Here is a 23075-nt window from a genome sequence, read left to right as displayed (position 1 = left end):
TGAGGTGCTGTTATGAATAATATTATCTCGTCGCTCGGTGCCGGTTCCGGTATTGATACGCAAAAGCTGGTCAACGACCTGGTTGAGATAGAGCGTCAGCCCGTTGAGCAGCGCCTCGATAAAAAACAGGCAAACCTGGAAGCACAAATATCCGGTTATGGTGCGCTGAAAGGTGGGCTAAGTGATTTTCAAGCGCTGTTGACACCCCTGACCAATCCGGAAACTTTTTCTGCACGCAATGTGTCTTTTACCGAGAGTACGGCGGTCACCCCGACCAAGGTTGATGCGAATGCTGTCACCGGTAACTATCAGGTCGAGGTGATGCAACTGGCGCGAGTTCAGTCTTTATCGACGGCCACCATTGCTGATCCTAACGCTGAAGTGGCCACGGGCACGTTGAATATTCGTTTCGGTAGCTGGGATGCGGGTTTATCGGCTTTTAGTCCTAATGCACAAAAAGATGGCCTGCAAATCGACATCGACAGCAATAATAATACCCTGGAAGGGATTCGTGATGCGATCAATGCAACGGCTTCCGGCATTCAGGCCTCTATTATTCCTGATGGTGGTGAATATCGTTTAATGCTTTCTTCACCTACGGGTGAAACACAGGCATTGGAAATTACCGTAGAAGAAGATGCCGGTGCAACAGGTATGAGTCTGTCAACACTGGAGTTTAACGCATCCACACAGAACCTGTTACAAAATCAGGCCGCTCAAGATGCTAAAGTCAGAATCAATGGCTTGGAGGTACGTCGTCCAACTAATGAAGTGTCTGATGTGATTCCAGGGTTGGAGTTTAGCCTGAATCGGGCCAGCCCAGATGAGATTATCAATTTTTCCATTACCGAAGATAAGGCCACTGGTGAACAGGCCGTCAGAGACTTTGTTGACGGGTTTAATGACTTTTTTAAATTTGCTTCAACACTCACCGGCTACTCACGTGATGAAGACAATCAACTAGTGCGTGGTGATCTGGCAACTGATTCAATAGCCAAAAGTATGGTTACCCGTATGCGTGATATTTTGGTTTCCGCGGTGCCGGGTGTTCAGGGTGACCAGGCCTCTTTGGCTATGCTGGGAATTCAAACTGAGAGGGATGGCACTTTATCGATTGATGAGGAGGTTTTCTCGAAAGCATTGAGTGATAATTTTGAATTGCTTGGCAGTATTTTTGCGACTGAGGTAAGTAGCTCATCTGCACTGGTAGAAGCCAAATTAGGCAGTTACGGAGGCTCAGCCCAGCCGGGTCAGTATGATATTCAGATTACCACTCAGCCTGCCAAAGGCTCGCTGATGGCGGGCGGGTTGGATGCCGGTCTGGTCTTTCCGCTGGATACCGGCACGGGTGACTTTAGCTTTAAAATGCGTATTAATGGTGTGGAATCTGGCTTGATTAGTTTGCCTCAAAATCAACAATACGATTCTGCTGATGCGTTGGCTATAGAGTTACAAACGCTGATTAATGCTGATGCGAGTATACAGCAAGGGCGTGCCCAGGTGGATGTGAGCTACAATACCACTGATAATCGTTTTGAGTTTGTGTCACGTGAATATGGTGCTGTTTCTAACGTCGGTATCACTGAAGCCAGCACGGCGATGGATGCGTTAGGCATGGGGCAGCAAAATGGTGTGGCTGGCCGAGATGTGGCGGGTACTATTAACGGTGTTGCCGGTTTTGGCGCAGGTAATATATTGCTGCCAGACCTGAATTCCCCAGCCTATGGTTTGAACTTTAGCGTTGCACCCGGAGTGACCGAGGCGACTGTCGATTATTCCCGCGGTCTTTCCGGTGAATTAAATCGCCTGGCTCAGGATTTTCTGGCCAAAGATGGTGCAGTGAGCACCCGTGAGACCACTTTAAACAAGCAGATTGAAGGGATTGCAAGTGATCGTGAGCGTTTGGATGATCGTATGGAGAAGCGTTTCTTGCAGCTGCAGTCGCAGTTCCAGGCAATGGAGCGGATTATTTCCAGTTTCCAAGCGACAGGAGATCAGTTGGATGGTATTTTGGATCGCTTGCCATTCACCGCTCAAAACTGATCAGATAACAGGGCACGACCCAGAGGTTTACTATGATGTTAAATGCGCTAAAACAATATAAATCTGTGGATCTGCAGGCAACAGTCCAGTCTGCTTCTCCGCATAAACTGATTTCGATGTTGCTCTCTGGTGCAATGGAAGCCTTCGCTAAAGGAAAAGGTGCTGCTGAACGCAAGGATATAGAGGCGCGTGCCAAGCACCTTAATAAAGCCATGGAGATTGTTATAGGTTTGAAAAGCTCTCTGGATATGGATCAGGGCGGGGAAGTGTCAGAAAATCTGGATCGTCTGTATGACTATATTTTAGTTCATACTCTGACTGCCAGTCGTGATAATGATCCGGAACAGATCCAGGAGTTGATCAACCTGTTGTTGGAAGTGAAGCAAGGCTGGGATGAGATGCCGCTAGACTATCGAGACTGATTGAATCAAGTTATTATTAGTTACCACATAAAAAGGGGATGTTGCATCCCCTTTTTATGTGGTCAGGATGACCCTACTGGACAGAACGGATTACAGTAATCCGTTCTGTTTTTGGCAGTACCGCCTGCAAGGCTTTGCGGCTACGCACATTGATAACCACAGGAGCCACCAGATTCGCTCGTATAGCTTGATATGCTGGCACCTGTTCACCAGGTTGTGCCAGATCTCCCTCTTGCTTGTAGAGCATCACTACCACGGCAAAATCATCACCTTCCTGCAGATCGATCAATTGGCACTGAGTGTCATCCAGAATAAATTCATAACCCAGTTTCAGCAGTTGCGGCTCCATAACTGAGAAAGACAGCTCAGGATCTTCTACCGACTGCAGCCAATGTACCGTGGGCTTGCCTTCTTCATGAAAAACTTTGAATTGTGTGTTGTTTTCAAACCCGGGGATACCTTGGGGGAAGGTGATAACGTCGTTATCGTTGATTTCCTGAGTACCGAACAGGGCGGTATTGATTTGCATAAATTGATCCTTGTTGTTGAACTTCATGGGGTCAGGCAGCTTGATCGGGACTCGATCACTGACTAGCTTTAGTACGTAGTTGCGCAATGGTTTCAACCGGCAGCTCGGCGATATCAGCGATGGTTTGATCATCCATTTCAGTGCGAGCAATCAAATTGGTTGCTACCTGGTGCTTGGCTTTTAGCTCACCTTCATGAATGCCTTCCAGTTTACCCTCAAGTTTACCCTCAAGTTTACCTTGGATCATCCCTTCGATTTTGCCTTCACGTATGGCTTCTGAGCGCTCTTTTTGAACCCAGCTCTGTAAATTTTCAGCTAACATGCTTTGATTCTCCGTTAAGCTGTTAATGGAGCTTAAACCAAGTTCTGCACCCAGTCTAAACAAGTGCCGTTTTAACCAGCGCGTAATGACTTTATCGAGCCGTGCTTTGTTAGGGGTTTGCTCAATAATCGCTACGATACGATTGACAGCTGCCTGTAAATCATCACGACTGCTCGCTTGCTCGATTCCAAATACAGCACTTAGAGCCGTGTGACGCTTAATCAGTTCCACGTTACTGAATGCACCTTCATCTACCAAATAATAGCGCAAATGGGGCTGAAAGGGGCGCAAAAATTCTGGAGGCTCGGGTGTGACCATGTCGTAGATATCCTGCTTGGCCGTCCAGCGATTTTTCCCATTATAGAGCACTATGGGAAAAACTGGCGGCAAGCCTTTGCCTGCTGTGGTCGCTTTCTCTTTAATCAAATGATCATAGAAGCAGGCTACATAATGCATCAGCCGGATGGGCATGGCGTTATCCACCGTCGATTGGAACTCTAGCAGCAAGTAGAGGTAAATCTCGTGATGTGATCCATCCCATTGCACTTCGACTGACCAAACCAGGTCTTCGAATTTTTCTTCAAACAAGGGGGTGATGTAATTGCCACTGTGCAGCGTCAGTGTGCTGAAATCCATTAGCTGCGCAATTTCGGTAGGTGCAAAGCCTTCGATTAGTTGCTGCACAAACTCCGGATGGCTAAATAATTCTTTATAGCCGGTGTCATGGTGATTGTTGGCCATGTGAAATCCTTTTCAAAATGTCCATTTGTTTCAGTGTAAGTATTGCAGTCCTTTAACGAGTTTTTGACGTGTCAGACAGACCTGATGGCATTGACCCGATCTAACAGCTTTAGGTATATGATGATACGAATCTAGCCACAACTATTCTGACGATCACTTCCAGGCAATAGAGCAATACGGTCGGCTTCATAAAACTCAACCATGCCATCCATATAGATCAACTCCACACCTTCAATTTCGAAACAGTGCAGATTGTGATTTTGCCAGAGTTGTTCCCAGTAACGACTGCCGCTAGCCTGACCTGGAGCGAAGGGACCGGCAACACGCAGCCAAGCATTGGGATCGCCTGAGCGCTTGGACGGCACAATGCTGCCGTTATGATCGTAGGCTGTGGTTTTGAACATCACATATTCTATGGTGAGATCAGTGCCATTAATAAAATCGATGTAAGCACCTACGTCACCTCTGGCTTTGGGCTCTTCGGGGATCATCTGACTGATGAGCAGTGCAGGTTTGAGTGGTGGGGGTGGGGGGGGTACTTCAGCAACTTCGGGTTCGGGGGTCGTATTAAAACTGCCACAGGCGGTAAGAAACAAGGCCGTTGTCAGTAATATGCATGTACGTAGCAATAACAACTGAATGGGGCGGTTGCGAAAGACAATAGCGGCTTTCATCGGTTTACTCCGGGTGGTTTCTTGTGTCGTATGTTGGTATCAATAGCGTTTTTGACGCTCTGCCAGGAATCTCTACAGCCAGTCTGGGCATCAGATAGCCTGGAAGCTCGGCCTGAAGTTTTGCGGCCAGATTTTTAGCCTGATCTATCGGCAGGTCAAAATGCGCGGCGCCCGCCACAGGGTCAAATAAAAACAGATAATAAGGCAATATGCCAGCGGCGAAAAGGGTTTTGCTGAGTGTTTTTTGAACAGAGACACTGTCATTGATCCCTTTTAGCAGAACACTCTGGTTTAGCAGGGGAATATTCTGCTGTGTAATCAACAGGGTGGCCTGCCTGACACTGGCATCAATCTCATTCGGATGGTTAATGTGTAACACCACAAGACTTTGCAGGCGTGTGCTTGAAAGGGTATTGAGTAAAGCGGGTGTGATGCGCGAAGGGATGACAACCGGTAGCCGTGTGTGGATACGTAAACGCTCCAGGTGTGGAATCTGCTCCAGGTCATGGATCATACGTTGCAGTCGTGTGTCTGGCGTGGCCAATGGGTCGCCACCGGAGAAAATCACTTCGTCGACTTCTGGGTGCTGGTACAAATAGTCGAGTATTTGCTGCCACTGTTGTTTCCCCAACTGGTTTTCCTGATAGGCAAAGTGGCGGCGAAAGCAATAGCGACAGTTGATGGCGCAGGCACCGCTGAGCACCAATAACACTCTATGCGTATACTTGTGGATTAAACCAGGTAACGGGTTGGCCTGCTGCTCAGCCAATGGGTCCTGAGTGTAGCCGGGCTGAGGCTGCGTTTCCTGGTATTGTGGCAACACCTGAAGCAGTAGCGGATCCAGCGGATTGCCTTTTTCGATACGTGCCAGATAAGGGCGCGGGACTTTTAGCGCAAACAGTGCGTCCGCTTGTATAGCGGCGTCAAGCAGGTCGGTTGGCAGCTGCAAAAGTGACAGCAGTTCGGCCGGATCGGTAATGGCGTTACGCAGTTCATCTTGCCAACTGCTAACCTGTGTAAAGGGAATCTGAGTCATGCGTCTCCGGTGGTGATTATTTGCGCTGCAAAATTGGCCTGCATTCTCGTTTGAAGTAGAATGCCTGTCAATTTAATCAATACAGCTTCTTTCAAGGAAACTTCAATGGCTAACTATTCTGCGAATCAGTTCAAAAACGGTCTTAAAGTGATGCTGGATGGCGATCCTTGTAACATGCTGGATGTCGAATTTGTTAAACCGGGTAAAGGTCAGGCGTTTACCCGGGTGAAGTTACGTAACCTGATCACCGGCCGGGTGTGGGAACGTACCTTTAAATCTAATGAATCGATTGAAGGCGCGGATGTCATGGATACGGATATGGAGTATCTCTATGGTGACGGTGAAATGTGGCACTTCATGGATCAGAACACCTTTGAACAGGTGGCGGCTGATAAAAATGCGGTGGGTGATGCGGCCAAGTGGCTGAAAGAGCAAGATAAGATTACTGTGACTCTGTGGAACGATAATCCTATCGCCGTTAGCCCGCCCAATTTTGTAGAGCTGGAAGTGATCGAAACAGACCCAGGTGTTAAAGGCGATACCGCACAGGGTGGTTCAAAGCCCGCTACGCTAAGCACGGGTGCGGTCGTGCGTGTGCCTTTGTTCATTGAGATAGGCGAAGTGCTGCGTATCGATACCCGTTCCGGCGAATATGTCAGCCGTGCCTGATGTCTGTATCTGACTGGCAGCCCTCGGCACCGCTGGAAAATCTACGTCAACGCGCAGAGCTCCTGGCACAGCTGAGGGGCTTTTTTGCTCAGCGCGATGTAATGGAGGTGGATACACAGATCCTGTCACATTGCGCCGTGAGTGATCCCTTCATCGATTCCATGGCGGCGCAGTATCAGGTAGTGCCGGGCGGCCCCTCGCAGTCAGTGTATCTGCAAACCTCGCCGGAATATGCGATGAAGCGTTTGCTGGCAGCGGGATCGGGTGCGATCTATCAGCTAGGTAAAGTGTTTCGAAATGGTGAGTCGGGTAAACGTCATAACCCGGAATTTACCCTGCTGGAGTGGTATCGGCCAGGCTTTGATCTGTCGCAATTGATGGACGAAGTTGAAGCGTTGGTGACCGCGGTGCTACCGCATAAAACCTGGCGACGTATTTCCTATCGGGATGTATTTTTGCAAACCCTGGGATTGGACCCGTTTGTAGCCGATGTGGCCAGTTTGCGTGATTATTGTCACCAGCATATTGAGGCGGCGTTTGAAGATGATGATCGTGATACCTGGCTTAATCTGCTCATGTCACACCTGATTGAACCACAACTGCAGGGCGCTGTGTTTGTGTATGGCTATCCGCCCACGCAGGCGGCGCTGGCAAAACTTTCTCAGGGGTCTGAGGGTAGAGTCGTGGCTGAGCGTTTTGAGCTATATGTCGATGGTTTGGAACTGGCAAACGGCTACCATGAACTGGCTGATGCCCAGGAACAGGCCGCACGTCTGCAGGCAGATCAACAGCAGCGTCAGCGTCTGGCTTTACCTGAACGTCCATTGGAAACACGCTTGATTCAGGCGCTTGAGCAGGGGTTGCCGGATTGCAGTGGCGTAGCGCTGGGTGTAGACCGTTTGCTGATGTGCCAATTGGCTGCGAGCAGTATTACCGAGGTCTTACCCTTTAGCTTTGACCGCGCTTAGCTCCGGGTATACCGGCTTCTGCCAGCTCAGGCTGGCAGATGATTCAGCAGGCTGCGTCGAATCCGCTTAACCGCTTCTTCCAGCAGTGCTCGCGGACAACCAAAATTCAAGCGCATAAAGCGCTCATCACCAAAATCGCGTCCCGGTGACATGCCCACGCCCGCTTGTTCAAAAAAGTGCATCGGGTTGTCCAGGTGGGCGTTGCTGACATCTATCCAGGCCAGATAGGTGGCTTCTATCGGCTCCAGGCTCAAGCCGGGGATGGCATTGATCGCCTCCACCAAGTAATCGCGGTTAGCGCGTAAATAGTTAAGCTGAGCCAGGTTCCAGGCGTCACCCTCGCGAAATGCCGCCAGCGCCGCGGTATAGCCGAGTAGATTGACGTCTGGGACGATACCTTTGCGTGCCCGCTGAAAGTAGCGTCTGAGTTGCGGGTTTTGAATTACGGCAAAAGAGCAGCCCAGCCCGGCAATATTAAAGGTTTTGCTTGGTGCCATCAGGGTGATGGTACGCTCGGCAATCTCAGCGCCGAGACTGGCCAGTGGAATGTGCTGCAGCCCAGGTTCCAGCACCAGATCACAGTGAATTTCGTCTGAGCAGATGATCAGTTGGTGACGCAATACGATGTCAGCCAGTTGCAGCAACTCTTCGCGCCGGTAAACCGTGCCACCCGGATTATGTGGGTTACAAAACAACAGCAGGTGCGTATCCGGGGTGATCGACGCTTCAAGTGCCTCGAAATCGATTAGATAGCGTTTGTCTTCAAGGCGCATCGGCACCTTGATGAGTTGCCGATCAGACAGGTGTGGCGAGGTCATAAAGGGTGGATAGATAGGGCAAGGAGAAATTACAGCACTACCCGATTCACCGGTTGCACGGCAGGCCAGGTGCAGACCAGTGACCAGTCCCGGCAGCCATTCCAGGTCATCCGCGCCCACCTTCCAGTGATACAAACGCTGCAGACGCCCCTGCACCTGTTCAACCAGTTCGGCGGGGGTGTTGGTGTAGCCGAAAATGCCGTGGTCTATGCGTTGGTGCAAGGCGTTAAGGACTGCCGGTGGTGCCATAAAGTCAGTATCTGCGACCCACATAGGCAGCACGCTGGTGTCACGATAGCGCTCCCACTTCTGGCTGGCTGTGTGGCGGCGGTCGATCAGGCGATCAAAATCAGTGGGGCTCATGGCGTTATCCTTGTCCTTTATCATTCGTTGCTCCAGCAAGCATTCCGCGCTCAGTTAAGTCATTTAGCAAGTTGCGGGAAAAGCTCAAACGCTCCTGCAGTTCGCGAGTCATAGCAGCGCTCCTTGCTGTTTAGCGATTTCATGAATGGGTAATGAGGGTAAATTAGGCGCTAATAATATGACATCGACTTTACGTCCATTACACAGCCGCATTATTTTCACACTCAGCTTAGCTGATAGTTCGGCAGGTGCATGGATCGGTTCATCGATTTCAACAAGGATGTCGATATCACCGCCTTTGGCGTGATCGTCAAGACGAGAGCCAAACAGTCGCACGCGCGCTGAGGGTCCGCACATATCAGTAACGGCTTTATGGATGGTTTTTTGCTGCTGTTGGCTTAGCCTCATGCGTTCCTCATAAAATATGTGTACTCAAATATCTGCAGTGAGTGAGCTTTCATATGTATTTAAAGAGTGTAGCCCTGTCATTATGGTCAATCAATGCTAATGAGTTTCCCGAATGATTAGCCGTTCAAGCCTATTAGGGTTTAAAATACTTGCATATGCTAACGCGCACTAATTGTGCTGCGAGCCTTGAATAGTGTTGGAGTTTTTGAATGAGCCAGAATAACGTAATTATTTTTGATACCACCCTGCGCGATGGCGAACAAAGTCCCGGCGCCTCCATGACTCGTGACGAGAAATTGCGAATAGCTCGGCAACTGGAAAAGATGCGTGTTGACGTGATTGAGGCCGGTTTCGCTATTGCCAGTCAGGGTGATTTCGAGGCGGTTAAAGCCATTGCCGATACGATCAAGGACAGCACTGTCTGCTCCTTGTCGCGCGCACTGAATGCCGATATTGACCGCGCAGGTGAAGCGCTGGCGAATGCTAATTCTGGCCGTATTCATACATTTATCGCCACCTCGCCGATCCACATGAAATACAAATTGCAGATGCAGCCTGATCAGGTGGTCGAACATGCGGTGCGTGCGGTCCAGCGTGCCCGTAATCTGGTCGCTGATGTGGAGTTTTCACTCGAAGATGCCAGCCGCTCTGAGCTGGATTTTATGTGCCGCATTATCGAAGCGGTGATAGATGCCGGTGCACGTACCATTAATATTCCGGATACCGTGGGTTATGCGGTACCCCAGGAGTTCGGCCATACCATCGGTCAGTTGCTGGCGCGTATCCCTAATGCCGATAAAGCCATTTTCTCGGTACATTGCCATAACGACCTGGGTCTGGCGGTGGCTAACTCGCTAGCGGCTGTGGCGGCAGGCGCACGCCAGGTCGAGTGTACCGTAAATGGGCTGGGCGAACGGGCTGGAAACGCTTCACTTGAAGAGATCGTTATGGCACTGCGGACCCGTAAAGATATTATGGGGTTGGAAACGCGCATTGATACCACACAAATTGTGCCCGCTTCACGCCTGGTGTCGAGCATTACCGGTTTTCCGGTACAGCCGAACAAAGCTATCGTGGGAGCTAATGCCTTCGCACATGAATCCGGTATTCATCAGGATGGTGTACTCAAACACCGTGAAACCTACGAGATCATGACGGCTGAAAGTGTCGGCTGGAATACCAATCGTATGGTGCTGGGCAAGCTGTCCGGCCGCAATGCCTTCCGTACCCGTATGGAAGAGTTGGGTACCAGCTTTATTTCCGATGCCGAGCTGAATGATGCCTTTGCACGCTTTAAGGATCTGGCGGATAAGAAAAGCGACATTTTTGATGATGATTTGATAGCGTTGGTGAGTGATGCGCGTGCCAGTGCAGGGCATGAGAAGTTTCGTCTCAGCAGTCTGAATGTCACCTCGCAAACCGGGGAAATTCCTGTTGCTGAAGTGGTGCTGTCGGTCGAAGGTACCGAACACCGTGCGCAGTCTGAGGGCAGTGGACCGGTTGATGCGGCGCTGAAGGCGATTGAAAGCATCGTCAATATCGGTGCTAATCTGCAGCTCTATTCGGTTAATGCCATTACCAGCGGCACTGATTCTCAGGGCGAGGTGACCGTACGTCTGGAAAAAGGTGGGCGTATCGTCAATGGGTTAGGGGCTGATACAGACATTATCACCGCCTCGGCCAAGGCTTATATTCATGCATTGAATATGCTGGATGCGAATCTGCAAAAAGCGCATCCGCAGGTTTGATGATGCAGCCGTCGACTGATCTGCAAGCAATAAACCGGCAACAAGACTACCTGCATGCCATGGGGATCTGTCGCTGGTTGCCGCGTGAGCCCTTGGCTCATGCACCGGTGTCGGCTGAGTGGGTCAGTGATTTTGTCTGGCCTCAGCCGGGTCTGTCCAGTTCCCCTGCATCGGCAGCGACTGACACTGCCGCATCTGTAGTGTCCTCCATGGCACCCTCTTCGGCGCCACCACAACAACGCTCAGCGGACAGTACGGCGTCACGTCGGCATGCCTTGGCAGCATTACAGTTGGATGATGCCAAGCCTGGAGTTACTGCTGTTGCTAAGGCGAGTGTTGAGCCATCTTCACCCGTTGAGGTTGCGGAAGTCCCGCTGTCCGAGCGGATGAAGCAGCCGCAGTTCTCTTTATCTTTCACACCAGCTGGCGATCTATTAGTGGTGGATAGCTTACCACCCCATGCCCGGGAAACTGTCGGACCTGAGTATCAGCGTTTGTTGGCAGCACTATGCCGTGCGATGGACTGTGAAGTGCAACCCGATGCCATGCGCCTGCATCACTGGCCGATGTTTGCCTCCTCTTCGCTGAACCAGGGTGGCGATGAGGCACAGCGGGCGGTTCGCAGGCAACTGGATCTGATGCTGAAAAAACACTCTGCTCGACGGGTATTACTGCTTGGTGAGCCAGCGGCGCAGTGGTTGCTTGAGCAGGATCATTCATTAGAAGCTATGCGAGGTTTGACCTTTACGCTTCGAGCCGGTGTAGCTGCTGTGACCAGTTACAGTCTGACGCATATGCTTAAATTGCCGGAATTTAAAGCCGATTGCTGGCGTGATCTGCAGCCGCTGTTATGACGTTGCAGCCACTTACGCAAGCCTGGTTGGATCAGGCTAGGGCACTGGAACTACGTTGTTTCGACGATAGCTGGTCAGAGTCGCTGTGGCAGCTGTATCTGCCACATGCCTGTAGTTATCTGCTCAGTGATGATGACTCTCTACTGGGCTTTGCCTTGTGTCAGCGGGTACTGGATGAGGCGGAACTGCTGCGTATTGCGGTTATGCCTGAGTGTCGCCAGCAAGGTCTGGGGCGAATATTGTTACAACAGACGCTGGAAAGGCTGTCCGGTCAGGGTGTGACGCGACTGTTACTGGAGGTGCGTGCCTCTAATGTCGCTGCGATTGCGCTATATCAATGTTGTGGGTTGCAGCAGGATGCTATACGTAAGGGCTATTATGAAACAGCCATTGCGGGTGTTCGTGAAGATGCTTATCTTTTCAGCCGCAGGTTAGGGTCACATGAATCTTGAATTCAAGCGAGACCGCTGATGAACGTATCCGAAGGTGTATTAAGTACCTACTGGCTCTGGGGTAGTGGGATAATCTATGCCCTGTTGCTATTGTGGATAATCAAGCGTTTGCCCTGGGAGGTCATCTGGCGTGAGCGCGGAATTCAACACCTGTTTTTTGGCTCGATCGTAGTGCTGGTGTTGCTGTGGCAACTGCGTGCCGGGGTTTCGGTTTACCTGACGATCCATTTTCTTGGTCTGACCACACTGACACTGATGTTTGGTTGGGATCTGGCTGTTATCGCTGGCTCTGTGGTGCTGTTGGTGATGACGCTGCTAGGGATTGAGTCCTGGTCGATGCTACCAGTGAATCTGGTTTGCAGCGTGGTGATACCGTCGCTGGTAAGCTATGGCATATTGCGTTGGGTTGAAGCAAAACTGCCAAAGAATTTTTTTGTATATATGTTTCTGTGTGCCTTTGCCGGAGGGGCTGTGGCTGCCGGTGTCTCTGGCATGTCGATGGCGCTGGTGTTGTGGCTGGATGGCATCTACCCCTGGTCGAAAATTTACCATGATTATGCCATGTACTTACCGCTGATCATGATGCCTGAAGGTTTGCTCAACGGTATTATTATGACCGGTATGATGGTATTCCACCCCGATTGGATTCGCACCTTTGATGCCAAAGCCTATATTGATGATCAGTAGGGTTTAATAACAGCGTTAACGCTTAACCGGGTATTTTGCCAGTTTACGCTGCAGCGTGCGTCGATGCATGTTGAGTGCTCTGGCTGTGGCCGAGATATTGCCTTCGTTTGCTTGCAATACTTTCTGAATATGTTCCCACTCGAGTCGATTCACCGACATAGGTTCAGCGACAACCGGCTGTGCCGGGTCTGGCAAACTGGCTTGCAGCGCAGCTAGGATCTGATCGGTATCAGCGGGCTTTGGCAGGTAGTGGTCGGCTCCCAGTTTGATCGCATCCACTGCCGTGGCAATGCTGGCATAACCGGTCAGTACTAACAGACGTATTTCGGGATTCGTCTCGCGTAGACGGCTGATCAGGGTGAGTCCGGAAGCCCCCTGCATTTTCAGATCCAGTGTCGCGAAGCTGAACTGCTGCTGTTGCAGTAATGCCAGCGCCGCTTCGGCCGAATGAGCGGTGCTGACAGTGAAACCGCGACGGCTCAGTGAGCGCGACAATACTCGGGTGAAGGTTGTATCGTCATCCACAATCAGAAAACTTGGGTCAGTCATTCTCAGTGTCCTGCAGGTCAGAGCCGCTGGTTTTTAGTGTGACTTCCGTCAGGGTTCCGCCACCTGGGTGATTATACAGATAAACTTCACCATCCTGGGTCGCCAGCGAGGTGGTTGTTAAGAATAATCCGATACCCAGACCCCCTTTAGTGGTGAAAAACGGCTTACCCATACTGGCCAGTTGCTCGGGGCTTAGTCCCGGTCCATGATCACGTATCCGCAGCGTCACCCTGTCTGCTTCAGGATAGTGAACGCTGATTGTAATCGCATCAGGACAGGCATCAGCGGCATTATTAAGCAGGTTCAGCAACGCCTGCTGTAGGATAACACTGGTATTGATAATCGGAACTGGTTCCTGCAAGGGCTGTAGGGTATAGCTGACCTGCGGACGCATCACTATCCAGGATTCCAGCACCTGGGCCAGAAAAGCATCTAGCCGGATAGGGGCGGGTTTGCCCGAGGCCACCTCTTCGGTCATGTTTCTGAGCTTATCAGTACAACAGTCGACCTGTTGCAGCATCAGTGATAGGTCTTCATCCAGTTCCGGGTGGTCGGACTGCATATCCTTGAGTATCACCCGCAGCGTTGATAAGGGCGTGCGTAGCTCATGCGCGGTACCTGCAGCCAGCGTGGCCAGTGCCAGTAATTGCTGATCATGGATACGTTGCTCACGCACTGCACTCAGGTCATGATCACGCTCGGCGAGGGTCTGGCGCATTTGCACTACGTAAATGCTGATGACACCGACTGTCAGAATAAAACTGATCCACAGCCCGGTGATGTGCTGATTAAACAGCTGGACCACTGTGTGCTGGTGAGCGTCAGTAAAATCCAGTAATGGCAAATGGTTGAACAATAATGATGTATACAGCCCGGCGACGAGCAGTGCTATTAATAATGTCAGGCGTCGAGGCAGGGTGGTGGCGCTAATGATGAGAGGGATCAGTAATACGAATACAAAGGGATTAGTTGCTCCACCAAACTGATAGAGTAGTGCAGCATAAATCACCACATCAGCGCACAGCTGGGCAAACAGCTCGGCATCAAACACGGGCCAGGCTGAATGCAGCCGCATGTAGGTAGTCAGATTGAGTGCAATCAACGCTACCAGACTGGTGCCGGTCATAAGTAAGTCCGGCTGTAATCGCAGCAGTTTGACGCCGGCATACAATGCCAGGCAGATGACAAACAGTATCAGAGTGCGGATATATGTCAGGTGCAATAGGTGTTGCTGATGTCGGTTCAAACAGACCTCCGTCGTTAATCAGCTGATTATAACGGTTTTGCAGGAACCTGTGGCGTGTCACAATGTCGCATCTATGGGTTTAGGTAGTTAATTGCAGGAGTCAGAATGAAAAAATATGTAGGCTGTGCGGGATTAGTGTTGGCGCTCATCTCTGGCTGGGTCAGCAGTGATACCATGAAGCCTGAAGACAGTGTTGAGTATCGTCAATCCGCCTTCCGGTTGATGAGCTATCAATTGAATGTACTCAACCCCTTGCATCGTAGTAAGGCTTACTCAGATGAACAATTTGTCTATAGATCGGAAATGCTTAACCGCTTAGCGGCGCTGGCGCTGGAGGGATTTACGGAAGAAAGTAAATCGATCACAAGTCGCTCAGCCCCCGCGGTCTGGGATAATCATGCTGAATTTACCGAGCGCATGCAGGATTTTATTGCTACTACAGCCGAGTTGACTGAGTCAGCCAGAGCCGGTCAGGACGAGCAAACCCGTGATCTGTTTCGTCAGACTCTGCAAAGCTGCCGAGCCTGCCATGATCGTTATCGGTTGGAATGATCGTTGATTGTTTATAAAGTCAATATCAGCGAAAATAGCCACTATAGCTTTTCAATTTTGCGGATTTTCCGCTTAAAGCCTCCAGCCAAGAGCGCTTTAGCAAATGTGCATGTGTCCGCGTACCAACTAGAAGATGTTAACTAATGCCCAACAGCTCAATCTCGCAAGAAGTCTCGCAGCGCCGTACTTTCGCCATTATCTCTCACCCGGATGCGGGTAAAACCACCATTACCGAAAAGCTGCTGCTGATCGGTCAGCTGATTCAGGTGGCTGGTACAGTCAAGGGGCGTGGCAGCGACCGGCATGCGACATCCGACTGGATGACCATGGAGCAGGAGCGTGGTATTTCCATTACCTCCTCGGTGATGCAGTTCCCCTTTAACGGACGCACCGTCAATCTGCTGGATACCCCGGGGCACGAAGACTTTTCCGAAGATACCTACCGTACTCTGACCGCCGTGGATTCGGCGCTGATGGTTGTAGATGGTGCCAAAGGGGTTGAAGAACGCACCATCAAATTGATGGATGTGTGTCGTTTGCGGGATACGCCAATCTTCTCCTTTATTAATAAAATGGACCGGGATATACGCGATCCGATTGAGCTGCTGGACGAGATCGAAGCGGTACTGAAAATTGAAGCGGCTCCGATCAACTGGCCTATCGGCTCAGGAAAGTGGTTTAAAGGGGTGTACAACCTTTACACCGATACCCTGCATGTCTTCACGCCGGGCATGGGGCATACGCTTGCGGAAGAAAAGCTTATTCAGGGGCTGGATAATGACGAAGCGCGTGCCTTGTTGGAGGATGACTACGAGGCCTATGTCGATGAGATTGAGCTGGTAAAAGGTGCGACTCATGTCTGGGATCAGCAGGCTTACCTGGACGGGCGGCTGACACCGGTGTTTTTCGGTACGGCTTTAGGGAACTTTGGGGTGCGCGAAATGCTGACAGATTTCGTGGAGTGGGCACCGGCGCCACCGCCGCGACCAACTGAATCACGTGCTGTAGCAGCAGATGAAGATGCCTTTAGTGGTTTTATCTTCAAGATCCAGGCGAATATGGATCCCCGTCACCGTGACCGTATTGCCTTTATGCGCATCTGCTCAGGAAGTTATACCCGCGGCATGAAAATGCGCCATGTGCGCATCGGTAAGGATGTGCGTATAGCTGACGCAGTCACCTTTATTGCCGGTGACCGTGAAAATGTCGAGGAAGCCTGGTCGGGTGATATTATCGGTTTGCACAACCATGGCACGATACAGATAGGTGATACCTTTACTGACGGTGAGTCACTTAAATTTACCGGTATACCGCACTTTGCGCCGGAAATGTTTCGCCGCGTCAGGCCGAAAGATCCATTAAGAATGAAACAGCTACAAAAAGGCCTGCAGCAACTCTCTGAAGAGGGGGCGGTGCAGCTGTTCATGCCGTTAAAAAATAACGACCTGATCCTGGGTGCAGTGGGGCAGTTGCAGTTTGAGGTGGTGGTCTACCGCCTTAGAGATGAGTATAAGGTGGAGTGCCTATACGAACCCATCACTGTGCAGACGGCACGCTGGGTTGAGTGTGATGATGCTAAAATGCTGGACGAATTCCGTCGTAAAGGGCACGACAACCTGGCGCTGGATGGCTCAGGCCTGCTGACCTATCTGGCACCGACACGAGTGAACCTGTCACTGACTGAAGAGCGCTGGCCGGATGTGCGCTTCAGAGCAACCCGGGAACATTAATGCCGCTGTTTGATAGCCACTGCCATCTGGACTTTCCAGTCTTTGATGCGCAGCGGCAAGCGCTGATGCAGCAGGCTAAGGTGGCGGGTATCAGTCAGATACTGGTGCCGGGTGTAACGGCAGATAATTTTGAGCGGGTGTTGTCCTTGCGTCAGCGTTGGCCTGAACAGCTGACCGTAGCGCTGGGGCTGCACCCTTGTTTTATTGAGCAGCATACTAAACACTGTGTGGAGCGCTTGGCTGATGCTTTGCAGCGTGAAGCAGACATTGTTGCTGTAGGTGAAATCGGCCTGGATTTTCGTGCGGATATGGCGGCGGCAGAGGTGCAGGTGATGCTGTTGAAGCAGCAGCTGGACCTGGCGCGACAGCATGATTTACCCGTCATTCTGCATGTGGTCAAAGCGCATGAGCGCATGCTGAGCTTGCTGAAACGCTATCGACTGGCTGGCGGAGGCGTGGTGCACGCCTATTCCGGGAGCATTGAGCAAGCGCGTGAGTACGCCAAGCTGGGGTTTCGTTTAGGTATCGGCGGTACGATTACCTATCCAAAGGCACGGCGTCAGCAGCAATTAGCGGCTGAGCTGCCGTTGGAATGGATGCTGTTAGAAACAGATGCTCCGGATATGCCACTGTACGGGTTTACTGATCAACCTAACTCGCCACTGCAAGTGCTCAGAGTAGCGCAGCAATTGGCCTCACTCAGAGGTATCTCTGTCGATCAGGTTGCTGAGCAAACTCTGGCCAATGCCATGACATTGTTTCGTTTGCATTAATTGGTTCAGTTGTCGTAGAACGCACTGAAAACGTCCTCAATTGAACGCCATGCCGTATCGGTATAGTCATTTACTGGCAGACGATAGAAACGCCCACCTTCCAGTTGTTCTACACTATAGCTACCGGCTGGCGGATTGATCAGCATACGTGCAAAGTTGACTGGATAGTTGGGTCCGTTAACTCGCTGGCCATATTTGACCTCCATTGGGCGCAATTGAATCCTGGCTGAAGCAACAGGGGTCAGATCGTAGCAGTCACTGGTTTCTCCACGACAAAGTCGCAGGTCACGCGAATCCAGTATGTAATACTGGTCAGCCGTTGGGTCGCGCTGTAGCAGTGTATCCGTTTTGATGCAGCCACTAAGCAGGCTACCCAGCATCAGTGTCATGCTCAGTGTAATGGCGATCTTGTAGGGCATTCCGATGACCTCCTGTTTGTTAGTTGAAAACGCTTAGCTATTGAAATCTTTATACGGGTTTTCTACATCGATCGACACCGGATTCGGGTAGCCGGGTAGATGGATTTCAGTATCACTGATTGTTAAATCCTCACCGGTCATTACATGGTGGTCATACAAATACAGAGGACGACTGATGCCGCGTGTGGCTGAAAGATCATAAGCCTGAGCGGTTTCTTCAACTGTCTCTCGTCGTACACGCCAGCGCTGCATCTGTTCGCTGCTATAGCGCTTACTCAGCAGGCTCTCGGTTATCTGTGGTGAGAGCAACACCGCGCTGGCATTGTTTCCGCCAAAGCCCTTGGCATTGATCAGTGCGCTATCCATGTGGCCTGGCTCTCCAGCCTGATGGCTGAGCGGCAGGTTTAAATTAGATTGATACACATCGCTGGCAATTTCAGGTGAGGTCGTAAGCCCGGGGATGATACCGTGTTGCCACACACCCAGTGAAGACATGATTTGATCGCCGCCCGCACAACCCTGTGAGTGTCCGACATAGGCTTTGACAGCTGACACAGTCCAGCTTTGAATGCCAAATGCTTTGGCTGTTTCATTAATAACATGCGATTCAGTCACCCGGTTTTGCGGAGTACTGGTGCCGTGCGCCTGAACATAACTACGCTGGCGCAAGGAGGTTTCACCGAGTAGATTGCGTACCAGTGAAGCCGCTTTGCCCAGTGTCATGTAATTGCCGATTCCGGGTGCGGAAATGGATTTTTTATGGCCATCTGCATGCACAAACACATCACCGACAGCACCGAAAATCTGCGCCCCTGTGTCTATTGCCAGATCGTCACTCATCAGTACCAGATATTGGCTGGATTCGCCGATGGTGAAACCGCAGTTGTTACCAAAGGGGCGGCAGGCACGACGGTAATCGGGAGCCTGAAGTTCAGAGAGGTTATCCAGAGCCTGCAGGTATTTATCTTCCGCCAGTGCGCCCATAGCGCGGAAACCTTCAATAATTTCTGGCGTGACCGGCGCATCACTGCCGCCGACCATAACCAGTTTGCGTCGTCCTGAACGTATTTCTTCAACGCCGCTACGCAGGTTGTATAAAAAGGTGGCACAGGCTCCGAGTGCTCCACCGGTCAAACCGACATTGCCGAGCAGGTATGCATTGATAAAGTCGGCAGGCATCTGCGCATAGCCCAGTGGCATTTGTTTTGACGTAGTGCGCTTGCCCAGCGCTGGAAACTGAGTGAGGCCGCCAAAGCCACTGTCATCCAGTTGGCCGATGGAGTTGCTGGCAAATACGGCAATTTGATCCGGGGACAGCTTGGCGGCAATTTCCAGAAAGTCGATTCCGACTGACATGATGGCATCGGAGGCCGCATAAACACTCATTTGTAGCCCGCGCGGATGATTACGGGATTGATAGAGTGATCCTGGATCAAATCCGGTGGGTAGCATGCCGGCACTTTGTACCGCTGCTTGGCGATAATCTGGAAATATCACATCACAGCTACCATTGACCTCTACTTCCGATTCGCCACCGGGCAGCGGGCGGATCAGCCAGTTTGACGGTGGGTTTTGTGGTAGGTGTCGGTTTCGCACACGAAAGGTAAGTGGCGTATTACCTGCTCGCAGTGTTGCGGCTTTGTTCAGCATAACCTTATTTACATCAAACCAGTCTGGATGGATGCGGCGAATTAACGTATTGGACAGGAGTTCAGCTTCAAGTGATTGGGTGAGGTCTTGTTGTGTCAGTCTCTGCCCATCGGGAGTGATGAACCCCCCTTCGCTGTAACTGGCTCGTTGCATCAGGGTTGCCAACGAGGTCAATGTTTCGGTTCGCTGGGAGCTGTCAAGATGATCCAGTATCAAGCGGCGGTAACCGTGGTGAAAAGATGATCTTCCGGCTGGGCTGATGCCGCCGAAACCGACAATGACAGGAAGCTGTGACAAGAGGGTGGCTCCTTGAAGCTGAAATGCTGAATTAACGCTGCAATCTGCACTATTTTAGCGGTTAGGTGAGTACTGTACCAGCACCCTGAGCGCTTTGCTGTGTATTGCTTCATGCGTTGTTCAGTTTTCTGCGCGTATAACTTGGGTTTATGTTGATTACTGGAGAGCCTATTCATGAAAAATAAAATTGCCCTGGCTGCAGCCTCTGTTGTGTTACTGGCGGGTTGCAACACTATGAACCCCTATGATACCTCGAATACCGTCAAAGGGACGGCGGGAGGTGCTGTTGGAGGTGCCGCACTGGGTGCAGCCGTAGCCGGTTCCGGTAAGCGTAATGAAGGCGCGCTGGTCGGGGCGCTGGTGGGTGCTGCCGTCGGTGGCGGTGTGGGGTATTATATGGACCAGCAGGAAGCGCATCTGCGCCAGCAGTTGCAGGGTACTGGTGTTGATGTAAACCGGGTAGGTGACGAAATTCAGTTGGTGATGCCTGGTAGCATCACCTTTGCCACCAATGAAGACCGCATAGAGCCTGCCTTCTATGAAACCTTGGACTCGGTTGCCAACGTGCTGCGTCAATATGATCAGACCTTGATCGATGTCGAAGGCCATACCGACAGTACCGGTAGTCTGCAGTATAACCAGCAGCTGTCTGAACGCCGGGCGCAGAGTGTAGCGCAGCGACTGATCAGTGCTGGGATCAGCCCTATGCGGGTATCAACCCTTGGTTATGGGCCGAACCAACCGGTGGCTGACAATTCGACCGTGCATGGTCGTGCGCTGAATCGCCGGGTAGAAATTAATATTCGTGGGCAGCAGTAGTAATACCGTTTCTACTGGCTCTTGACGATATCGTCGCGCTGGATGTTAATCTCTCCAGCGCCACTGTTGAGTGTGCCGCTGGCAAAGTTCGGTTGAACTGAGTCGATAGTCAGTGTTCTCTGGGTGTTGGTGAACTCCGGATAGGCTATTTGCATGGCATCATAATGGGTATAGCGGCGGTAGACTGAGAGCCTGTCTCCTGGATTGATACCGCTTAGTTCGCCAGCATTGATCCAGACCCGGTTCTGCTCTGTACGAGTGATGCGGGCACTGAAGGGCTCGCATCGCAGTGCATCATTAATATCCGCAACGACCTGGCGCATAGTTCTGCGCACTTTCTGACCATAATCCTGTTGCCAGAACGCGTCGGTGGCAAATCCGGTGCGTTGTTGGCCTGCATTCCAGAGGCCTGCTGTCATATAGCGGTTTTGCCAGATCAGACCACCGCTGAATGCGTCGTGGATATATACATCCATGATGAATGCACGCAGGTTGCGATCATTATTAGGGTCGACGCGGTGGTACAAATCTACCAGAATGTTGGGCTCGCGTGCGCCCTGTGGGTTGCGCTGGCTGATATCACGAATGACGCCGGAGACAATATACTGCATGTTGGTCTGTTCAGTGTGACGCTGCAGATTGGTCAGAGTGCCATCATCGAGCATTTGTGTCGGTGCGTTTTGCAGGTTGGGGTGTAATGTCAGATGGGTAGCTGTGTGGCTGTTGAAGCCCGGACTTTGCTTTAGCTCGCGTGCCATTAACTCGGGTAGCTGTGTAGCTATCTGATGCAGGCCACCGGCGTTGGCTTGTGAGGGTTGTGTCATAGGAAAAGCAGTGAAGCCGATATTACGCTGATAAGCACTTTCTTCCATGCCGCCGGGACAGCCCTGAGCGCCACTTACCTGCGCCCGGATTCTGACGGTGAGTTCATTGCCGTTCAGGTGTTCTTCAATAACATGAATGTCATGTAGTAGCCCATTGCTGGTGATGCGGGTGTTGTCGCTGACCAGTGCGCCATCCCTTACTTCTGAGCTTGAAGAGACAAATGTTGAAGCTCGCCTTGTAGCCATTTCCGCAGCCTGGTTAACGGCTGTGCGTCTGGCTGTAATCAGATCACCATTTGTGATTGTTGCTGTTCCCTCCGCTTCAATAGTGCGCGGTACTTCGGCCTGTAGAGGTGAAGCAATGATCAGGCTGAGTAGTAGCAGACATATAATCCGGCGCATGAGGGGTCACTCTATGGGGTCGTTGACGGCAGGTACACGGTTAGCCTGAAGAATCTGCGCATAACTTTGTTGCTCAAAGGTTTGCAAAATCATCAGCACACCGCCGGGAAGTGTTGCATGGCCCGGATAACGTTTGCTGTAACGCAGCAAGTGGCCGGGCAGAACCTGATGTTGCTTGCCCAGATTGACCAGTGCAAACAGGCTTTCGGGTTCATTCCAGAAAATTTGCTGAATCTGTCCGTGCGTTCCGGCCGGGGGGTAATCAAATATAAAACTGTCAGGAAGCGCTTCCAGGCTAGACCCTTGCTGTTGCAATAGGAAGCGCTTGTGGTTGCCTGCGCGGATTTCAGTGCGGGCCAGTGCGGCCAGCTCATTACTGATGCGCTCAACACTTGCCTGCGACTGTACGGGCTGTTGTGGCCCAGGCGGGAGGTTCTGGGCAGAAGCCTGCCAGGGTAGCAGGCAAAGTAGACTGACGATCCAGTATTTAGTTGACATGAATCACCCTTTCACTAAAACCAATGGAGTCGCGCGACTGGATCTGTTTCTGTCAAAAGGTATAGCCTGGATCACGAACCGTTCCACCAGGAACTAACCCGGCTCCCCGGCGGACCGGATTGCTGTTTTCCTTTTCCAGCATCCTGATCAGTTGGTTACGGCTGACTTGCAGAGACATGTGAGTCAACGCAACGCCATCATCCAGCATCTCCTGGTGAGTAATTGAGGCGCCCTGAATGAAAGTGTTAATTTGAGTTCTCAGGCGATCATCACCGGCCATGAAGTTGTTCAGATCACTGTCGCCGCTGATATAAATTCCGGAAACCTGCTCAGCTACTTTGCGATACGCATCGATCTCAGATGCTCGCATAGTCATCAGGCGGCGCTGTGCGGCATTAGCAAAGGTGTTTTTCGGTGCTCCATAGCCTGTGACCTTAACGATGATAATATCCGAGTCATCATTGAAAGCGTCACTGCGGGTATTGTATTGGGAGGAGCAGCCACTGATCAGGATCAAGGCGGCAAGGGCGATCATTAATGAAGTCAGTCTGTTCATGGTCAAGGTCTCTTATTGCTTTGCTC

25 protein-coding genes are annotated in these 23075 nt (G+C 51.3%); 12 read left to right on the top strand and 13 right to left on the bottom strand.

Annotation, left to right across the window (positions count from 1 at the left end; genetic code table 11):
* The first annotated feature begins 12 nt into the window (after positions 1–12).
* Together fliD and fliS are read left to right on the top strand one after the other, a co-directional pair.
* Complete coding sequence (gene fliD / locus F5I99_RS15245; RefSeq protein WP_151057458.1) at positions 13–2043, top strand: flagellar filament capping protein FliD; 2031 nt, start codon at positions 13–15, stop codon at positions 2041–2043.
* A 32-nt stretch (positions 2044–2075) separates the two neighbouring features.
* The gene (gene fliS, locus F5I99_RS15240) at positions 2076–2465 is read left to right on the top strand and encodes a flagellar export chaperone FliS (protein WP_151057456.1); all 390 of its coding nucleotides are present in this window, start codon (positions 2076–2078) and stop codon (positions 2463–2465) included.
* A 73-nt stretch (positions 2466–2538) separates the two neighbouring features.
* Here fliS and fliW read toward each other — a convergent pair whose 3' ends face one another.
* From fliW to epmB, 4 genes are all read right to left on the bottom strand, one after another.
* Positions 2539–2994 (bottom strand): flagellar assembly protein FliW, encoded by a 456-nt coding sequence (fliW, locus tag F5I99_RS15235; RefSeq protein ID WP_191905868.1) that lies wholly within the window; start codon positions 2992–2994, stop codon positions 2539–2541.
* Positions 2995–3049: 55 nt separating this feature from the next.
* The gene (locus tag F5I99_RS15230; RefSeq protein ID WP_151057452.1) at positions 3050–4057 is read right to left on the bottom strand and encodes an Rpn family recombination-promoting nuclease/putative transposase; all 1008 of its coding nucleotides are present in this window, start codon (positions 4055–4057) and stop codon (positions 3050–3052) included.
* Between the two features lie 131 nt (positions 4058–4188).
* Positions 4189–4731, bottom strand: a complete 543-nt coding sequence (locus F5I99_RS15225) for a hypothetical protein (protein ID WP_151057450.1) — start codon at positions 4729–4731, stop codon at positions 4189–4191.
* Between the two features lie 4 nt (positions 4732–4735).
* The gene (epmB, locus tag F5I99_RS15220; RefSeq protein WP_151057448.1) at positions 4736–5767 is read right to left on the bottom strand and encodes an EF-P beta-lysylation protein EpmB; all 1032 of its coding nucleotides are present in this window, start codon (positions 5765–5767) and stop codon (positions 4736–4738) included.
* Positions 5768–5872: 105 nt separating this feature from the next.
* Between epmB and efp the strand changes: the two genes are divergently transcribed.
* Positions 5873–6436 (top strand): elongation factor P, encoded by a 564-nt coding sequence (efp, locus tag F5I99_RS15215; RefSeq protein ID WP_151057446.1) that lies wholly within the window; start codon positions 5873–5875, stop codon positions 6434–6436.
* Positions 6436–7404, top strand: a complete 969-nt coding sequence (gene epmA / locus F5I99_RS15210) for an EF-P lysine aminoacylase EpmA (RefSeq protein ID WP_151057444.1) — start codon at positions 6436–6438, stop codon at positions 7402–7404. Before efp ends, epmA begins: the two co-directional genes overlap by 1 nt.
* A gap of 26 nt (positions 7405–7430) precedes the next feature.
* Here epmA and F5I99_RS15205 read toward each other — a convergent pair whose 3' ends face one another.
* Both F5I99_RS15205 and F5I99_RS15200 read right to left on the bottom strand, forming a co-directional pair.
* Positions 7431–8585 carry a MalY/PatB family protein gene (locus F5I99_RS15205; protein ID WP_151057442.1) on the bottom strand — a complete coding sequence of 385 codons (1155 nt, stop codon included), beginning with the start codon at positions 8583–8585 and terminating at the stop codon, positions 7431–7433.
* A 108-nt stretch (positions 8586–8693) separates the two neighbouring features.
* Positions 8694–8993 (bottom strand): nucleotidyltransferase domain-containing protein, encoded by a 300-nt coding sequence (locus tag F5I99_RS15200; protein WP_151057440.1) that lies wholly within the window; start codon positions 8991–8993, stop codon positions 8694–8696.
* A 209-nt stretch (positions 8994–9202) separates the two neighbouring features.
* Between F5I99_RS15200 and F5I99_RS15195 the strand changes: the two genes are divergently transcribed.
* From F5I99_RS15195 to F5I99_RS15180, 4 genes are read left to right on the top strand one after another with little or no spacing between them, the layout of a single operon-like run.
* Positions 9203–10741 (top strand): 2-isopropylmalate synthase, encoded by a 1539-nt coding sequence (locus F5I99_RS15195; RefSeq protein ID WP_151057438.1) that lies wholly within the window; start codon positions 9203–9205, stop codon positions 10739–10741.
* Positions 10741–11595: a uracil-DNA glycosylase family protein gene (locus tag F5I99_RS15190; protein ID WP_151057436.1), complete on the top strand. Its 855-nt coding sequence runs from the start codon at positions 10741–10743 to the stop codon at positions 11593–11595. Before F5I99_RS15195 ends, F5I99_RS15190 begins: the two co-directional genes overlap by 1 nt.
* Positions 11592–12047: a ribosomal protein S18-alanine N-acetyltransferase gene (gene rimI / locus F5I99_RS15185; protein WP_151057434.1), complete on the top strand. Its 456-nt coding sequence runs from the start codon at positions 11592–11594 to the stop codon at positions 12045–12047. The genes F5I99_RS15190 and rimI overlap by 4 nt, the downstream gene beginning before the upstream one ends.
* Positions 12048–12065: 18 nt before the next feature.
* On the top strand, positions 12066–12734 hold the full coding sequence (locus F5I99_RS15180) for an energy-coupling factor ABC transporter permease (protein WP_151057432.1): 669 nt from the start codon (positions 12066–12068) through the stop codon (positions 12732–12734).
* A 15-nt stretch (positions 12735–12749) separates the two neighbouring features.
* On the opposite strand, the gene F5I99_RS15175 is transcribed toward F5I99_RS15180, so the two are convergent.
* Together F5I99_RS15175 and F5I99_RS15170 are read right to left on the bottom strand one after the other, a co-directional pair.
* On the bottom strand, positions 12750–13289 hold the full coding sequence (locus F5I99_RS15175) for a response regulator transcription factor (protein WP_456093920.1): 540 nt from the start codon (positions 13287–13289) through the stop codon (positions 12750–12752).
* Complete coding sequence (locus tag F5I99_RS15170) at positions 13276–14529, bottom strand: ATP-binding protein (RefSeq protein WP_151057428.1); 1254 nt, start codon at positions 14527–14529, stop codon at positions 13276–13278. Before F5I99_RS15170 ends, F5I99_RS15175 begins: the two co-directional genes overlap by 14 nt.
* 105 nt (positions 14530–14634) lie before the next feature.
* Here F5I99_RS15170 and F5I99_RS15165 point away from each other — a divergent pair, with 105 nt between their 5' ends.
* From F5I99_RS15165 to F5I99_RS15155, 3 genes are all read left to right on the top strand, one after another.
* Positions 14635–15081: a c-type cytochrome gene (locus F5I99_RS15165; protein ID WP_151057426.1), complete on the top strand. Its 447-nt coding sequence runs from the start codon at positions 14635–14637 to the stop codon at positions 15079–15081.
* 143 nt (positions 15082–15224) lie between these two features.
* A complete protein-coding gene (locus tag F5I99_RS15160) occupies positions 15225–16811 on the top strand; it encodes a peptide chain release factor 3 (RefSeq protein ID WP_151057424.1) in 1587 nt (528 codons plus the stop codon).
* Positions 16811–17584 (top strand): TatD family hydrolase, encoded by a 774-nt coding sequence (locus tag F5I99_RS15155; RefSeq protein WP_151057422.1) that lies wholly within the window; start codon positions 16811–16813, stop codon positions 17582–17584. Before F5I99_RS15160 ends, F5I99_RS15155 begins: the two co-directional genes overlap by 1 nt.
* A gap of 5 nt (positions 17585–17589) precedes the next feature.
* On the opposite strand, the gene F5I99_RS15150 is transcribed toward F5I99_RS15155, so the two are convergent.
* The gene (locus tag F5I99_RS15150) at positions 17590–18003 is read right to left on the bottom strand and encodes a hypothetical protein (protein WP_151057420.1); all 414 of its coding nucleotides are present in this window, start codon (positions 18001–18003) and stop codon (positions 17590–17592) included.
* 33 nt (positions 18004–18036) lie between these two features.
* Positions 18037–19950 carry a beta-ketoacyl synthase gene (locus F5I99_RS15145; protein WP_151057419.1) on the bottom strand — a complete coding sequence of 638 codons (1914 nt, stop codon included), beginning with the start codon at positions 19948–19950 and terminating at the stop codon, positions 18037–18039.
* 174 nt (positions 19951–20124) lie between these two features.
* Between F5I99_RS15145 and F5I99_RS15140 the strand changes: the two genes are divergently transcribed.
* Positions 20125–20769, top strand: a complete 645-nt coding sequence (locus F5I99_RS15140; RefSeq protein ID WP_151057418.1) for an OmpA family protein — start codon at positions 20125–20127, stop codon at positions 20767–20769.
* A gap of 11 nt (positions 20770–20780) precedes the next feature.
* On the opposite strand, the gene F5I99_RS15135 is transcribed toward F5I99_RS15140, so the two are convergent.
* The 3 genes from F5I99_RS15135 to F5I99_RS15125 are packed head-to-tail and all read right to left on the bottom strand — an operon-like array spanning position 20781 to position 23049.
* Positions 20781–21995 carry a flagellar assembly protein T N-terminal domain-containing protein gene (locus tag F5I99_RS15135; protein ID WP_151057417.1) on the bottom strand — a complete coding sequence of 405 codons (1215 nt, stop codon included), beginning with the start codon at positions 21993–21995 and terminating at the stop codon, positions 20781–20783.
* A 6-nt stretch (positions 21996–22001) separates the two neighbouring features.
* A complete protein-coding gene (locus F5I99_RS15130) occupies positions 22002–22493 on the bottom strand; it encodes a hypothetical protein (protein WP_151057416.1) in 492 nt (163 codons plus the stop codon).
* A 52-nt stretch (positions 22494–22545) separates the two neighbouring features.
* On the bottom strand, positions 22546–23049 hold the full coding sequence (locus F5I99_RS15125; protein ID WP_151057415.1) for an LPP20 family lipoprotein: 504 nt from the start codon (positions 23047–23049) through the stop codon (positions 22546–22548).
* Between the last annotated feature and the right edge of the window lie 26 nt (positions 23050–23075).

It is taken from the genome of Nitrincola iocasae (genome assembly GCF_008727795.1).
Classification (GTDB): domain Bacteria; phylum Pseudomonadota; class Gammaproteobacteria; order Pseudomonadales; family Balneatricaceae; genus Nitrincola; species Nitrincola iocasae.
The sequence above is the reverse complement of the archived record's forward strand: the minus strand, read 5'-3'. Positions and strand labels throughout refer to the sequence as shown.